This window comes from Sphingopyxis sp. (assembly GCF_035250425.1).
Classification (GTDB): Bacteria; Pseudomonadota; Alphaproteobacteria; order Sphingomonadales; family Sphingomonadaceae; genus Sphingopyxis.
In genome coordinates, this window is the sequence record NZ_DATFFD010000236.1 from 1 (window position 1) to 14,075 (window position 14,075).

The 14,075-nt window shown below is 65.2% G+C and carries 19 protein-coding genes; 10 read left to right on the forward strand and 9 right to left on the reverse strand.

Features of this window, described 5'->3' with window-relative positions; translation table 11 throughout:
* Together metK and trmB are read left to right on the forward strand one after the other, a co-directional pair.
* Positions 1–810, forward strand: an 810-nt coding sequence (gene metK, locus VJ811_RS14185; RefSeq protein WP_324073440.1) for a methionine adenosyltransferase, incomplete at its 5' end; no start/stop codon positions are given.
* A gap of 71 nt (positions 811–881) precedes the next feature.
* Positions 882–1,613 carry a tRNA (guanine(46)-N(7))-methyltransferase TrmB gene (gene trmB, locus VJ811_RS14190; RefSeq protein ID WP_324073442.1) on the forward strand — a complete coding sequence of 244 codons (732 nt, stop codon included), beginning with the start codon at positions 882–884 and terminating at the stop codon, positions 1,611–1,613.
* A 42-nt stretch (positions 1,614–1,655) separates the two neighbouring features.
* Here the strand turns inward: trmB and VJ811_RS14195 are convergent, their stop codons facing one another.
* Together VJ811_RS14195 and VJ811_RS14200 are read right to left on the reverse strand one after the other, a co-directional pair.
* Positions 1,656–1,799, reverse strand: coding sequence for a hypothetical protein (locus VJ811_RS14195; RefSeq protein WP_324073444.1), 144 nt, complete (start codon positions 1,797–1,799; stop codon positions 1,656–1,658).
* Positions 1,800–1,941: 142 nt separating this feature from the next.
* On the reverse strand, positions 1,942–2,277 hold the full coding sequence (locus VJ811_RS14200; RefSeq protein WP_324073446.1) for a hypothetical protein: 336 nt from the start codon (positions 2,275–2,277) through the stop codon (positions 1,942–1,944).
* Positions 2,278–2,360: 83 nt separating this feature from the next.
* On the opposite strand from VJ811_RS14200, the gene VJ811_RS14205 reads away from it, so the two are divergent.
* Both VJ811_RS14205 and VJ811_RS14210 read left to right on the forward strand, forming a co-directional pair.
* Complete coding sequence (locus VJ811_RS14205; protein ID WP_324073448.1) at positions 2,361–3,287, forward strand: LysR family transcriptional regulator; 927 nt, start codon at positions 2,361–2,363, stop codon at positions 3,285–3,287.
* A gap of 125 nt (positions 3,288–3,412) precedes the next feature.
* The gene (locus VJ811_RS14210; RefSeq protein ID WP_324073476.1) at positions 3,413–4,180 is read left to right on the forward strand and encodes a sulfite exporter TauE/SafE family protein; all 768 of its coding nucleotides are present in this window, start codon (positions 3,413–3,415) and stop codon (positions 4,178–4,180) included.
* 204 nt (positions 4,181–4,384) lie between these two features.
* Here the strand turns inward: VJ811_RS14210 and VJ811_RS14215 are convergent, their stop codons facing one another.
* On the reverse strand, positions 4,385–4,936 hold the full coding sequence (locus tag VJ811_RS14215) for a hypothetical protein (RefSeq protein ID WP_324073449.1): 552 nt from the start codon (positions 4,934–4,936) through the stop codon (positions 4,385–4,387).
* A gap of 190 nt (positions 4,937–5,126) precedes the next feature.
* Between VJ811_RS14215 and VJ811_RS14220 the strand changes: the two genes are divergently transcribed.
* On the forward strand, positions 5,127–6,263 hold the full coding sequence (locus VJ811_RS14220; protein ID WP_324073452.1) for a beta-ketoacyl-ACP synthase III: 1,137 nt from the start codon (positions 5,127–5,129) through the stop codon (positions 6,261–6,263).
* Positions 6,264–6,450: 187 nt separating this feature from the next.
* On the opposite strand, the gene VJ811_RS14225 is transcribed toward VJ811_RS14220, so the two are convergent.
* The 5 genes from VJ811_RS14225 to hisB form a co-directional block, all read right to left on the reverse strand.
* Positions 6,451–7,539 carry an ionic transporter y4hA gene (locus VJ811_RS14225; protein WP_324073455.1) on the reverse strand — a complete coding sequence of 363 codons (1,089 nt, stop codon included), beginning with the start codon at positions 7,537–7,539 and terminating at the stop codon, positions 6,451–6,453.
* Between the two features lie 50 nt (positions 7,540–7,589).
* Positions 7,590–8,369: an imidazole glycerol phosphate synthase subunit HisF gene (hisF, locus tag VJ811_RS14230; RefSeq protein WP_324073457.1), complete on the reverse strand. Its 780-nt coding sequence runs from the start codon at positions 8,367–8,369 to the stop codon at positions 7,590–7,592.
* A 76-nt stretch (positions 8,370–8,445) separates the two neighbouring features.
* Entirely contained in the window at positions 8,446–9,213 is a 768-nt protein-coding gene (gene hisA / locus VJ811_RS14235) for a 1-(5-phosphoribosyl)-5-[(5-phosphoribosylamino)methylideneamino]imidazole-4-carboxamide isomerase (RefSeq protein ID WP_414711952.1), read from the reverse strand.
* Positions 9,201–9,809: an imidazole glycerol phosphate synthase subunit HisH gene (gene hisH / locus VJ811_RS14240; RefSeq protein WP_324073460.1), complete on the reverse strand. Its 609-nt coding sequence runs from the start codon at positions 9,807–9,809 to the stop codon at positions 9,201–9,203. Before hisH ends, hisA begins: the two co-directional genes overlap by 13 nt.
* A gap of 9 nt (positions 9,810–9,818) precedes the next feature.
* Positions 9,819–10,406 (reverse strand): imidazoleglycerol-phosphate dehydratase HisB, encoded by a 588-nt coding sequence (hisB, locus tag VJ811_RS14245; RefSeq protein ID WP_324073462.1) that lies wholly within the window; start codon positions 10,404–10,406, stop codon positions 9,819–9,821.
* 86 nt (positions 10,407–10,492) lie between these two features.
* On the opposite strand from hisB, the gene VJ811_RS14250 reads away from it, so the two are divergent.
* Genes VJ811_RS14250 through VJ811_RS14265 form a run of 4 tightly spaced genes read left to right on the forward strand, consistent with a single transcriptional unit; the run spans position 10,493 to position 13,104 of the window.
* Positions 10,493–10,975 carry an SspB family protein gene (locus VJ811_RS14250; RefSeq protein ID WP_037516578.1) on the forward strand — a complete coding sequence of 161 codons (483 nt, stop codon included), beginning with the start codon at positions 10,493–10,495 and terminating at the stop codon, positions 10,973–10,975.
* A gap of 4 nt (positions 10,976–10,979) precedes the next feature.
* The gene (locus VJ811_RS14255; protein ID WP_324073468.1) at positions 10,980–11,294 is read left to right on the forward strand and encodes a hypothetical protein; all 315 of its coding nucleotides are present in this window, start codon (positions 10,980–10,982) and stop codon (positions 11,292–11,294) included.
* Positions 11,291–12,685 (forward strand): class II fumarate hydratase, encoded by a 1,395-nt coding sequence (fumC, locus tag VJ811_RS14260; protein WP_324073470.1) that lies wholly within the window; start codon positions 11,291–11,293, stop codon positions 12,683–12,685. The genes VJ811_RS14255 and fumC overlap by 4 nt, the downstream gene beginning before the upstream one ends.
* A 50-nt stretch (positions 12,686–12,735) precedes the next feature.
* On the forward strand, positions 12,736–13,104 hold the full coding sequence (locus VJ811_RS14265; RefSeq protein WP_324073472.1) for a hypothetical protein: 369 nt from the start codon (positions 12,736–12,738) through the stop codon (positions 13,102–13,104).
* A gap of 101 nt (positions 13,105–13,205) precedes the next feature.
* Here VJ811_RS14265 and VJ811_RS14270 read toward each other — a convergent pair whose 3' ends face one another.
* Positions 13,206–13,769: a DUF2585 domain-containing protein gene (locus tag VJ811_RS14270; RefSeq protein ID WP_324073474.1), complete on the reverse strand. Its 564-nt coding sequence runs from the start codon at positions 13,767–13,769 to the stop codon at positions 13,206–13,208.
* Between the two features lie 52 nt (positions 13,770–13,821).
* On the opposite strand from VJ811_RS14270, the gene VJ811_RS14275 reads away from it, so the two are divergent.
* A partial coding sequence (locus VJ811_RS14275) for a guanylate kinase (protein ID WP_414711953.1) occupies positions 13,822–14,075 on the forward strand: 254 nt, incomplete at its 3' end.

Genomic DNA, 14,075 nt, shown 5'->3' on the forward strand with positions numbered 1-14,075 from the left:
TCGGACGAGACCCCCGACCTGATGCCCGCGACGCTCGATTACAGCCACAAGATCCTCGAGCGCATGGCCGCCGACCGCAAGGCGGGCACCGCGCCCTTCCTCGAGCCCGACACCAAGAGCCAGGTCACGCTGCGCTACGCCAACGAGCGTCCGGTCGAGGCGACCGCGATCGTCGTGTCGACGCAGCATGCGCCGGGCTATTATTTCCACAATGGCGAAGGCGACGAAGCGAAATATACCGAGCTGCGCAAGTACGTCCTCGGCGTGATCGCCGACGTGCTGCCCGCCGAACTGCTCACCGCGAACACCGTCTATCACATCAACCCGACCGGGCGTTTCGAGATCGGCGGCCCCGATGGCGACGCCGGGGTGACCGGCCGCAAGATCATCGTCGACACCTATGGCGGCGCGAGCCCGCATGGCGGCGGCGCATTCAGCGGCAAGGACCCGACCAAGGTCGACCGTTCGGCGGCGTATATCACGCGTTATCTCGCCAAGAATATCGTCGCCGCGGGCCTCGCGCGCCGCTGCACGATCCAGCTCAGCTACGCGATCGGCGTCGCCGAGCCGCTGTCGATCTATGTCGACCTGCACGGCACCGGCAATGTCGACGAAGGCAAGCTGGAAGCGGTCATCCCGCAGCTCGTGCGCCTGACGCCGAAGGGCATCCGCACCCACCTCGGGCTCAACAAGCCGATTTACAAGCAGACTGCGGCGTACGGCCATTTCGGCCGCACGGCGGAGGGCGACAGCTTCCCGTGGGAACGCACCGACCTGGTCGACCGGCTCAAGGCGGCGCTCGCCGCCTGAAGCGCATTCGACGTCGCATTGTGCCGGGTGGCGGGTTGCCGCCGCCCGGTCGCGCGGCTAGGGCGCGCCCCATGACTGCACATAAGCCCGGCGATCCGACGACGATCAACCGCCTCTACGGCCGTTCAAAGGGCAAGCCCCTGCGCGCGGGCCAGCAGGATCTGATCGATACTTTACTGCCGCAGATCGCGGTGCCCACCGAAGGCGAGGTTACCGCCGAAAGCCTGTTCGGCTATGACCGCCCGCTCCATTTCGAGATCGGCTTCGGCGGCGGCGAACATATGGCGGGCCGCGCCGACATGCTCCCCGATCATGGCTTCATCGGCGCCGAACCTTTTCTCAACGGTGTCGCGCAGGCACTGGTCCATGTTGCGGGCGATCCCCATCTCGCCAAAAAGGGGGGCGCGCGGTTGCCGCTGGGCAACGTCCGCATTCATTTCGGCGATGCGCTGGAGGTGCTGCGCCGCATCCCCGATGGCGCGCTCAGCTTCGCCTATCTGCTCCACCCCGACCCTTGGCCCAAGGCGCGCCATGCGAAGCGGCGGATGATGAACGACGGCCCGCTCGACCTGATCGCCGCGAAGCTGAGGCCGGGCGGCGAGTTCCGCTTCGGCACCGACCACCCCATCTATCTTCAGCACGCGCTGATGGTGATGCGCCGCCATCGCCACCAGTTCGAATGGCTGGCGCAGGATTCGCGGGATTTCCAGGTCCGTCCCGGCGGCTGGCCCGAGACGCGCTATGAGGCCAAGGCGCGCGCGCACGGGCACGAGGTCTGGTATTTCCGCTACCGCCGGATTTAGGGTCAGAACCCGCTAATTGCACGTTCGAGGCGGGTTCTGACCCTAAACGCCCGGCTCGCGTTTCGCGGCCGCTTGCCGCAGGCGGTTTTCACGCATCGCCAGTTCTTCGTACCGGCAGAACGGCACGGCCGGCTTTGCGGCCGAACGGTCGACAGGCTTGTCGCGGTCGGGTTTCTTTCCGGACATGATGGGCGTCACCCTAAACCATGCATCGCGCACAAACAAATGGGGCGGCCTCGTGTCGAGTGCCGCCCCAGTTATGTGGATCCGTCGGGGAGAGGGAGAGGACGGTCCGGAGATTGGTGTCAGCCTGTCTTAGCGCGCCAAATTAACGGGAGGCCATCTGGCTGTCGGTTTCGACTTCGGCGACGCCGGCGATCTTCAGCGCGGCGCGGAACTGCTTGGCGGCGGCGCGTTCGTTGCCCGCTTCGCACAGCTTCTTGCCGGTCGAAACAAAGCGCTTGGCGCTCGACTGCTTGGCACCTTCGACACCGCCGGCGGCGACATGGGCCTGTTCGGCCAGACCGGCGCAGCGATAATCGCTACCCGACTGGGCGTAAGCGGGGGTTGCGGTCGCCATCAGGCCGGTGAAGGCGAGCGCCGAAGCGGCGACGATTGCAAAAGCGGCGGGAAAGCGGCGATAAGAGGAGAGCTGATAGGCCATGGGAGAGGTTCCTTTCGTTTCTTTGTGCAACCTTTTTAGTCGCGGTTGCGCAGATAGATAATCCTCTATAATCTGCAAGTGCTTTGAAGCAGGATTTAACAATCCCCCAAGGGGCGCTCGACGGGATCGAAGCCTTCCTGCGTGTTGCGGAGCGGCGCAGCTTTTCGGCCGCCGCCGCCGACCTCGGCGTCTCGCCGTCGGCGATCAGCCAGACCGTGAAGGCGCTCGAAGCGCGCGTCGGCGCGCCCTTGTTCATGCGCACGACGCGCAGCGTGGGCCTCACCCAGGCGGGCGAGATGTTCCTCGAACGCGCCGCGCCGGCCTATACCGGGCTCGCCGATGCCTATGAAGCGGCGCGCAATCTCGGCAACCGGCCCGCGGGGCGGCTACGCATCAACCTGATGCGCGGCGCGGTCCAGCCGCTGTTCGAACCGATCATCGCCGGCTTTTGCGAAACCTATCCCGAGATCGAGCTCGAAATCTACGCCGACGACGCGCTATCCGACCTCAGCGCCGGCGGCTTCGACGCGGGGGTGCGGATGGGTGAAGCGCTCGACGCCGACATGATCGCGGTCCGCCTGACCGGGCCGTTTCGTTTCGTCGTCGCGGCGGCGCCCGCCTATCTCGACAAATATGGCCGCCCCCGGACGCCAGAGGATTTGCGCGACCATCGCTGCGTTCGTTTCCGCCTTGCGAGCGGCGGGCTGATGCCGTGGACCTTCGAACGCGGCAACCGCGATTATGACGTCGCGGTCACCGGCCCGATCATCGTCAACGACTGGATCGCCGCGATCGTGGCGATGCGTTCCGGCGTCGCGATGGGCATGATGGCCGAACCGATGGCCGCGGCGATGGCCGAATCGGGCGAACTCGAATTGGTGCTCACCGACCATGCCTGTTCGACCTCGGGCCTCTTCCTCTATTATCCCGGCCGCAAGCAGGTGATGCCCAAATTGCGCGCCTTTATCGATTATGTGCGCGACAACCTGCCCGACGACGTCACCGGCTGACCCCGGTCCGGAAGAGTTCGATCAGGCGCAGAAACAAATCCCTTTGCCGCCAGCAGAAAATTTGGGCTGGCGCATGGCAAAGAATCCCGGCAGCAGGTTGTCAATCAAAAGGGTTGGGATGAATGATGATTGATTTTGCGGCTATCGACTTTACCGCGCTCCTGCCGTTCATCCTTATCGGTTTCGCGGCGCAGCTCGTCGATGGCGCGCTCGGCATGGCGTTCGGCGTCATTTGCAACACATTGCTCGTCGCCGTGCTGGGCGTGCCGCCCGCAACCGCATCGGCGCGCATCCATGTCGTCGAAATCTTCACGACCGGCGCGTCGGGGCTCAGCCATTTATTCCATCGCAACATCGATTGGCCGCTATTCTTCCGGCTGCTGATCCCGGGCGTCATCGGCGGCGTCCTCGGCGCCTATGTCCTGACGTCGCTCCACGCCGATGTGGTGAAACCGTTCGTGCTCGGTTATCTGGTGCTGATCGGCGTGTGGCTGCTCGTGCGCGGGCTCCTTTATCCACCGAAAATCTCCAAGCCCAAAGTCGTTGCGCCGCTGGCAGTCGTCGGCGGTTTCCTCGACGCCGCCGGCGGCGGCGGCTGGGGACCGGTCGTCACCTCGAACCTGCTCGTCCAGGGCGGGGAACCGCGCAAGATCGTCGGCACGGTCAACAGCGTCGAATTTTTCCTCGCGGTCGCGGTGTCGATTGCCTTCATCGCCAATCTGGGGTTAGAGGAAATCCTCGGCCCGACGCTGGGGCTGATCATCGGCGGCGTCGCCGCAGCCCCGCTTGGCGCCTATATGGCGAAGCGCTTTTCCCCCAAGGTCATGCTGGTTATGGTCGGCATCGTGCTGACGGCGACCAGCGCATTCGGGCTGTACCGAGCACTGATCTGATGGCCTGACGGCGGGTTTCGACCGGAAGCGGCCTAAGATCCTCCCTGTCGCGCAGCGATGGGGAGGTGGCAGCGCGGAGCGCTGACGGAGGGGTTATGACGCGAAGTTGCCACCCCTCCACCACCGCTTCGCGGCGGCCCCCCTCCCCACGGCTTCGCCGCAGGGAGGATCTTTAAGTCAGCTCCCCACCCCAAAACGGACGGTTCAATTCGCCGGTCTGGTCTCGTCGATCTTGTCGACCCATTCGGGATAGAAGCTGGGTTCACGCGCCGACCAGCCGGGCGCGGTCGCGGCGGCTTCGCTGATCGACTGGAGCAGCAGCTTGCGCTTGTCGGGATGCAGGTGCGGCAGCGACGCGGCGGCGCAGAAGGCGCCGGGCAACCACGGCCGCGCATGCGCGCCGAGCAGCCGTTCGTAGAGAAAACGATAGGGGGCAAAGGCGTGGAGGCGATCCTGCCCCAGGTCGAACGCCGACACCGCGATCAGCGGCGCCATGAAATGTTCGAGCGCGTCGAGCCCGCTGTCGTCGGGAATATGCGCGCGGACCTCGCCCAGCCGCTGATAGACGCGTGCCTGGACGCGGATCGCGGTTTCCTCGACCATGTCGCGCGACCAGCGCGAAATCGCGTCGTCGCGTTCGAGCCCGATATCGAGCGAACGGCGAATGTAGCGCTGCGTCGCCGCGGGAAAGCCCGCAAATTCCTTGATTTCCGATATCGACAGGTCGCCTGCTGCCGGTCCCGAACGCGTCGCCATGGTCATGCTCCCGCACGGCGCCCAGGGAGCCATCCCCCCGGAGGCCTGCATCAAACAGTCTGCCACCAAAATGGTTAGTGGCGGGTTAACCATGACGTTAGCGATCGTTCAGGCAATTTGGGGGCGTTGCGCGATGCCGCGGCGAAGCCTAATCAGCGTGTCTTGAATCGATAAGACACACGAGAGCCTCATGTCGCACACACCGCAGCCGGTCATTTCGGCAACCGGCCTTTTCACCCCCGCCGAACGCATCTCCAACGAAGAACTTGTCGCCAGTTTTAACGCCTATGTTGCGCTGCACAATAGGGAAAATGCAGATGCCATCGCGGCGGGCGAAATCACCGAACTGACTGAATCTAGCGTCGAATTCATCGAGAAGGCGAGCGGTATCGGGTCGCGCTTCGTCGTCGACAAGGCGGGCATTCTCGACCCCGAACATATGGCGCCGCGGATCGCCGAGCGGAGCAACGACGAATTGTCGATCCTTGCCGAGATCGGCGTTCTCGCGGCGAAGGACGCGCTGGCGCGCGCGGGGCGCGACGCTTCCGACGTCGATGCCGTGCTGTGCGCGGCATCGAACATGCAGCGCCCCTATCCCGCGATGGCCGTCGAAATCCAGGACGCGCTCGGGATCGACGGCTTCGGGTTCGACATGAATGTCGCCTGCTCGTCGGCCACCTTCGGCATCCAGACCGCCGCCGATTATATCCGCGCGGGGCACGCGAGGAGCGTGCTCGTCGTGAACCCCGAAATCTGTTCGGGCCACCTCAACTGGCGCGACCGCGACAGTCATTTCATCTTCGGCGACGTCGCGACCGCGATCCTTGTCGAGGACAAGAGCCTGGCGCCGGCGGGCCATTGGGACATTCTCGGGACCAAGCTCAAAACGCAGTTCAGCAACAATATCCGCAACAATTTCGGCTTCCTCAATCGCGGCCATGGCGGGATCGACCAGTCGGGACCGAAGAGCGACAAGCTGTTCGTCCAGGAGGGCCGCAAGGTGTTCAAGGAAGTCGTGCCGTGGGTTGCCAATCTGATCGTCGAGCAGATGGCTGTGCTGAACCTCGAAGGCAGCGACATGCGCCGTCTGTGGTTGCACCAGGCGAACACCAACATGAACCGGCTGATCGCGCAGCGCGTGCTGGGGCATGAGGCGAGCGACGACGAGAGCCCGACGGTGCTCGACACCTATGGCAATACGTCGAGCGCGGGGTCGATCATCGCCTTCCACCTTCATCATGAGGATATGACCGCGGGCGATACCGGTCTGATTTGCTCCTTCGGCGCGGGGTATAGCGCGGGAACGGTGTTCGTCCGGAAGACCTAAGCATATAGCAGCGTCGATTGTATTTGTTTCACGCGAAGACGCGAAGACGCGAAGATTTTGTGTTCCCGCGAAGCGGCCCGTCATCCCCACGCTGCGTCATATTGCGCCGCTTGATAGAATATGGCCTATCGGTCCGAACCTTCTTCGCGCCTTCGCGTCTTCGCGTGAAACCCTTCTACCGCTACCTTTACGGCACAAAAGTCGTGAACAAATAGATCGCGAACAGCATCAGGTGGATCACCCCCTGCAGCACGGTCGTGCGGCCGTTCGCGAGCGTCTGCACCGACACGATCAGCGACAGGAACAAGAGCACGGTCGACTTGGCATCGAGCCCGAGGCTGATCGGCAGGTCGGTCATGATCGACAGGATCGCGACCGCCGGGATGGTGAGGCCGATCGTCGCGAGCGCCGACCCCAATGCGAGGTTGAGGCTGGTCTGCAACCGGTCGGCTTTCGCCGCGCGCACCGCCGCCAAACCTTCGGGCGCGAGGATCAGCGCCGCGATCAGCACGCCGAGCACCGCGGGCGGCGCGCCCCAGTCGGCGAGCAGCGCGCCCATGATTGGCGACAGATTTTTCGCGAGCAGCACGACCGCGAAGAGGCTGGCGAGCAGCAGCGCGCCCGAAATCGCGGTGCGTTGAACGCTCGGCGGGGCGGCGTGCGCGTCGGGCACACCGTCGCCATCGGCATCGCCGTCGGGAAGGAAATAGTCGCGGTGCCGTACCGTCTGGACCAGCGCAAAGGTCGCATAGAGGATCAGCGACACCACCGCGACGAAACCGAGCTGCGTCGCCGAATAAAAGGGTCCTGGCACGCTCGAGGTGAAATTGGGGAGCACCAGCGTCACCACCGTGAGCACGGTCAATGTCGCGAGCGCGGCGCCAATGCCGGTGCGCTGGAAACGCTGTTCATGATGCCGGATACTGCCCGCGAGCAGGCACAGGCCCATCAGGAGGTTGAGGATCACCATCACTGCCGCGAACACGGTATCGCGCGCCAGCGACTGCGCCTTTTCGGGGTCGGCCTGCATCAAGGTCAGGATCAGCCCGACCTCGATCACCGTCACCGCGAGCGCGAGGATCAATGTGCCGAACGGTTCGCCGACGCGGTGCGCGATGACCTCGGCATGATGGACCGCCGCGACGACCGCGCCCGCGAGGATGAACGCAACCAGCCAGGCATTGAGCGGCATCGCGAGGCTCGCCATGGCGGCCAGGAAGCCCAAAATCGGGAAGATGTCGTTGGTGCGGTCGGCGAGGCGGAATTTGGGGGTCATGGGGCTTCTATTGCAGCCGCCTCCCCGCATGGCCACCCCGCGAGCGGATTTTAATGCGCGCGAACGGGCAATCCGGCGGCGGCGAGCCGCGCGTGCGCTTCGGCGACCGTTGCCTCGCCGAAGTGGAAGATGCTCGCGGCCAGCACCGCGCTCGCGCCCCCCTCGATCACGCCGGCGACGAGATGGTCGAGATTGCCGACGCCGCCCGATGCGATCACCGGCACGCTGACCGCATCGGCGATCGCGCGGGTGAGTGCCAGATCGTACCCGTCCTTGGTGCCGTCGCGGTCCATCGAGGTGACGAGCAATTCGCCCGCGCCGAGGGTGGCGAGGCGGACGGCGTGCTCGAGCGCGTCGATGCCCGTCGGCTTGCGCCCGCCGTGGGTAAAGATCTCCCAGCGCGGGGCTTGATCGTTTTTGGTATCGACCCGCCGCGCGTCGATGCTGCCGACCGCGCACTGGCTGCCGAAGCGGTCGGCGATGTCGGCGACCAGTTCGGGCCGCGCGACCGCGGCGCTGTTCACCGCGACCTTGTCGGCGCCCGCGAGGAGCAAGGCGCGCGCATCCTCGGCGCTCCGCACCCCGCCGCCGACGGTCAGCGGCATGAAACAGACTTCGGCGGTGCGGCGCACCATGTCGAGCAAGGTGCCGCGCCCTTGATGGCTCGCGCTGATGTCGAGGAAGCAGAGCTCGTCGGCGCCCGCGGCATCATAAGCGCGCGCCGCCTCGACCGGATCGCCGGCGTCGCGCAAATCGACGAAATTGACCCCCTTCACGACACGCCCGTCGGCGACGTCGAGGCAGGGAATGACGCGAACGCGGACGGTCATCTGCTCCCCTCCGATTTATGGGAGGGGTTGGGGGAGGGCATGTCGTCAAGAGTCGGCGTGTAAAACATGCCCTCCCCTAACCCCTCCCGCCAGCGGGAGGGGAATTTCCTGCCGCAATCGCTTCGGCCAGATCGAGCCGGCCATCGTAGAGCGCGCGGCCGGTGATGACGCCTTCGATGCCGCTTGCGACGTGCGGACGGAGCCCGTGAATGTCGCCCAGGTCCGCGACGCCACCGCTCGCGATCACTGGAATGGCAACCGCCTGCGCGAGCGCGACCGTCGCCTCGACGTTGCAGCCCTTGAGCAGCCCGTCGCGCCCGACGTCGGTGAACAGCAGCGCGGCGACGCCGGCATCCTCGAACCGCCGCGCGAGATCCTCGACCCGCACGTCGGACACATCGGCCCAGCCCTCGGTCGCGACCATGCCGTCGCGCGCATCGACGCCGACGACGATCCGCCCCGGCAAATCCCGCGCGGCCGATTTGACGAATTCGGGATCCTTCAGCGCCGCGGTGCCGATGATCACGCGCTCGACGCCGAGCGCCAGCCAGCGGTCGACCCCGGCGCGGTCGCGGATGCCGCCGCCGACCTGCACCTTGCCCGGAAAGGCCGCGATGATGCTCTCGACCGCCGCACCGTTGACGCTTGTCCCCGCAAAGGCGCCGTCGAGATCGACGACATGCAGATGCGACGCCCCGGCGCCTGCAAACAGCCGCGCCTGCGCCGCCGGATCGTCGCCATAGACGGTCGCGCGCGCCATATCGCCCTCGGCAAGCCGCACCACCTGCCCGCCCTTGAGGTCGATCGCGGGGAAGATGATCAGGCCAGAATTTACGGGCGCCAAGACAGGAACCTTTCGAGTGTCGCGAGGCCGTAAGCCTGGCTTTTTTCGGGATGATATTGGACGCCGACGATATTGTCCTTTGCGACCGCGGCGACGAAGCTCGCTCCATGGCTGCTGGTGGCGGCGACATCGACCGCATCGGCAAAATGATAGCCGTGCAGATAATAGGCTTCGCCCGCGGCGATCACCGGGTGCGCGAACGTGGGGATAACATCGTTCCAGCCCATGTGCGGAATACGCAGCCCCGGCTGCGGATCGAATGCGCGCACCGTACCACCAATCCAGCCAAGCCCGGCATGGCGCCCATGTTCCTCGCCCGCGTCGGCGAGCAATTGCATGCCAACGCAAATGCCGAGGAAGGGCGCGCCCTCGCCGCGCACGCGCTGCTCCATCGCGCCGATCAACCCGTCGATCGCCGAAAGCCCATTCATGCACGCAGCAAAAGCGCCCACGCCCGGCAGCACGATGCGGTCGGCCTTCGCAACGACATCGGGATCGGCGGTGACGGCAACATTGTCGGCGCCCGCCGCGACGAGCGCATTATGCACCGAGCGAAGATTGCCCGCGCCATAGTCGATCAGGGCAATGGTGCTCATTGGCTGGTCCTAGAGGACACCCTTGGTCGAGGGGATGGCATCGCCCTTGCGCAGGTCGATTTCGACCGCCTGGCGCAGCGCCCTGGCAAGAGCCTTATACATGCTTTCAGCGATGTGATGGTTATTCTCGCCGTACAGCATTTCAATGTGCAGCGTGATCCCCGCCGCCTGCGCGAAACTGTGGAACCAGTGCGGGAACATCTCGGTGTCCATCTCGCCGAGCCGCGGCTGCGAGAAGCTGGACTTATAGACGCAATGCGGACGCCCCGAAATGTCGAGCACGCAGCGCGTCAGCGTCTCGTCCATCGGCGCGTGCGCCTCGCCATAGCGCGCGATGCCGCGCTTGTCGCCGAGCGCTTTCGCCACCGCTTCGCCCAGCGCGAGCGCCGAATCCTCGACGGTGTGGTGCTGGTCGATATGAAGGTCGCCCTTCACCTGCATCGAGATGTCGATCAGCGAGTGGCGCGACAATTGCTCGACCATATGGTCGAGAAAACCGATGCCGGTGGACACCGAATATTCGCCCGTTCCGTCGAGATTGACGGCGATCGCGATATCCGTTTCCTTGGTCGTGCGCTGGACGGTGGCGGTACGCATGGCGCCCCCATAGCACCCACTTTTCACAGCGCAAGGCGACTCTCCCCTCTTGACCCCCGCGCGGCGCGCGTTCATCCCCTCGCCCCATGAGTGACGATGTACGCGACAGCCTGATTCCCTATGACGAAATCGTGCAGGATGCGCTGCGCGCCGTGGTCGGCCGCGTGCTCAGCCAGATCGTCGGCTATGACAGCCTGCCCGGCGAACATCATTTCTATATCACCTTCAAGACGCAGGCCGTCGGCGTCGATATTCCGGCACATCTGATCGCCAAATTTCCCGACGAAATGACGATCGTGCTGCAAAACCGCTTCTGGGATCTGAAAGTCGAGGACGATCATTTCAGCGTCGGCCTGTCGTTCAACCAGACGCCGTCGATCCTGACCATTCCCTATGCCGCGATCACCGCCTTCGTCGATCCGTCGGTCGATTTCGGGCTGCAGTTCCAGGTCAGCGACGACGACGAAACCCAGCCCGAACCCCATGACGAAGCCGACAATGATCGCCCCGAGGTAACGACCGAGGATGGATCGAACGTCGTGACGGTGGATTTCGGCAAGAAGCGCTGACGCGGTGGGCGGCCCCATCTGGCCCCCCAGCCGTTTCTGGCAATATTGGGCTCTCGCGGGCATGGTTGTGCTCACCGCCGCCTTCTGGTGGGGGGGCGAAGGCTATGCCCTGGCACAGGGCGATGCTCCGCGCGGACAGATTGCCGACGGCCTGCTGCGCTTTAGCGTATTGATCCTGACCCCCGCGCTCGTGCTCGCATGGCTCGCCGCCGCATGGCTGCGCCGCCGCGTCGGCGAGGGGGGATATTGGCAAATGCTGGGGCTGGTCGCGATGATCTGGGCGGGATCGGTTCTGGTGACGAGGATGCTGGTGGCATGAGCACGCGGATCGAAAGCGACAGCATCGGCGAGATCGAGGTGGCGGCCGACGCCTATTGGGGCGCGCAGACCGAACGCAGCCGGCACAATTTCGCATTCCCGGCGCACGAGCGCATGCCGCTGCCGATCGTTCACGCGCTCGCGCGGATCAAGGGTGCGGCGGCGCGGGTCAATCGCAGCCATGGGCTCGACGCCGGCCTCGCCGACGCTATCGACGCCGCCGCCGAAGCCGTTGTCGCCGGCCGCTATGACGACCAGTTTCCGCTCGCGATCTGGCAGACGGGCAGCGGCACGCAATCGAACATGAATGCCAATGAGGTGATCGCGGGCATCGCCAACGAGGCGCTCGCCGGGACCCGCGGCGGCAAGTCGCCCGTCCATCCCAACGATCATGTCAACATGGGCCAGTCGTCGAACGACAGTTTCCCGACCGCGCTGCACGTCGCGGTGGCGGTCGAGACGACGGCGCGGCTGCTGCCGTCGCTGATCGAGCTGACCGACGCGCTCGCCGTCAAAGCGGAAGCATGGGGCGATATCGTCAAGATCGGCCGCACCCATTTGCAGGATGCGACCCCGCTGACGCTCGGCCAGGAATTTTCGGGCTATGCCCAACAGCTCGCCGCGTGCCGTGCGCGCATCGAGGGCGCGCTGGCGCATAATATCTGCAAGCTCGCGCAGGGCGGCACCGCGGTCGGAACCGGGCTCAACGCGCCCGCCGGATTCGACGTCGCGATCGCCGCCGAGCTGTCGAAAAGCACCGGCATCGCGTTCGAACCCGCACCCAACAAGTTCGAGGCGCTGGCATCGAACGACGGGCTCGTCTTCTTCTCGGGCGCGCTCAACACGCTCGCCGTCGCGCTCACTAAGATCGCAAACGACATCCGCCTGCTCGGCTCGGGTCCGCGCGCGGGGCTGGGCGAGCTCGACCTGCCCGCGAACGAGCCCGGCAGCTCGATCATGCCGGGCAAGGTCAACCCGACCCAGTGCGAGATGCTGACGATGGTCGCGGCGCAGGTCATCGGCAATCATCAGGCGGTGACCGTCGGCGGGCTGCAGGGCCATCTCGAACTCAACGTTTTCAAGCCGCTGATCGGGGCGAACGTGCTGCGCTCGATCGAGCTGCTCGCGATCGGCATGGCGAGCTTCACCGAACATTGCGTGATCGGCATCGAACCCAATCGCGCGCGCATCGACGAACTGATGAACCGCTCGCTGATGCTCGTCACCGCGCTCGCGCCCGAAATCGGCTATGACAAGGCCGCGAAGATCGCCAAGCACGCGCATGAAACGGGCAGCACGCTGAAGGAAGCCGCGCTCGATCTCGGCTATGTCGATAGCGCGACGTTTGATCGGGTGGTCGACCCGCGCGCGATGCTCGGGCCGGAGGGCTGAACGGAACCCGCGGCGCCTTCCGCGGATTGATGAGGGGAAGGAGAGTGAAGATGATCGGTCGCATCGTAGGCGGTGTTCTTGGCAGCGCCATCGGACGCCAGAAAGGCAATCATCCCCTCGCGGGCGCGGTGATCGGCGCGGGCACGCTCTTCGCGGCGCGGCGCCTGTTCCCCCAGCGTTACGCCGTGCTCGCGGCCACCGTCGCGGCGGGTTATCTCACCAAGAAATGGGCCGAGCGCTCCGAAGCGCGCAAAGCGGCGGCCGAGGCGCATGCGCTCGACCCCGAACTCGCGAATGCGGGCGTGGTCGATACCTATGCCGGCACCGCCAAAATACCCACCGACGGGCAGACGATCGGCGATGCCCTGCCGCCCGCGATCCCGGTGGACTCGAATGGGCGCAGCACCGCGATCCATTAAAAGCACGTCGCCCCTGCGAAGGCAGGGGCCGCGGGCAGCCTAAGGCCGCGCTCAAGTGACAAGCCGACAGCGGCCCCTGCCTTCGCAGGGACCCCGCTGTTTCAGGCGCCCGCCTGCCACTCCTTGATCGCCTCGACGGGCGAGACGAGCATGAGGACGTTGAGCGTCAGATTGTCGCGGATCGTCCACAGCGTGAACAGCTCGAACACGATCGCGAGCGCGACCGTCACCCACCAGCGCATCTTGCTCGCGGCGACGAAGCCCAGCACCATGAACAATGTATCGCTGACCGAATTGAGCACCGAATCGCCCGAATAGCCGAACGCCATCGTCACCTCGCGGTAACGGTCGATGATGACGCTCGAATTTTCGAGAATTTCCCATGCGCCCTCGACGCCGATCGCGATCGCCAGCGGCACCCACAGCGGCCGATGCGGCAATATCCAGCGCAGCACGCCAAAGAAGATGAAGCCGTGAATGACATGGCTGAAACTGTACCAGTCCGAAATCTGCTGGCTGTTCTGGTTCGACTGGACGGTGCCGTGCCACAGGCTGATCGTGCCGCATGGGCAGATCGGCGGCCGGCCCATGCCGACCAATATGGCGGCAAGCAGCGCGACCAGTCCTGCTGCGACCAGCCAGCCCGTTCGTGAAATTCCTGCCATGCCCCGCCCCCTTCGCGCTTGACCACTGGCGCAGCTTTGGCGAATAGCGCCCATGGCTGAAAGCGTCCACCTGAACCGCCGCGGCGTGTTGTTCGTCCTCTCGTCGCCGTCGGGCGCGGGCAAGACCACCATTTCGCGCATGATGCTCGAAGCCGACAAGGATATCGCGCTCTCGGTCTCCGCGACGACGCGCCCGCCGCGTCCCGGCGAAATCGACGGGGTCCATTATCATTTCGTCGACACCGACAGCTTCAAGAAGATGGCCGCCGACGGCGAGTTTCTCGAATGGGCGCATGTCTTCGGCCA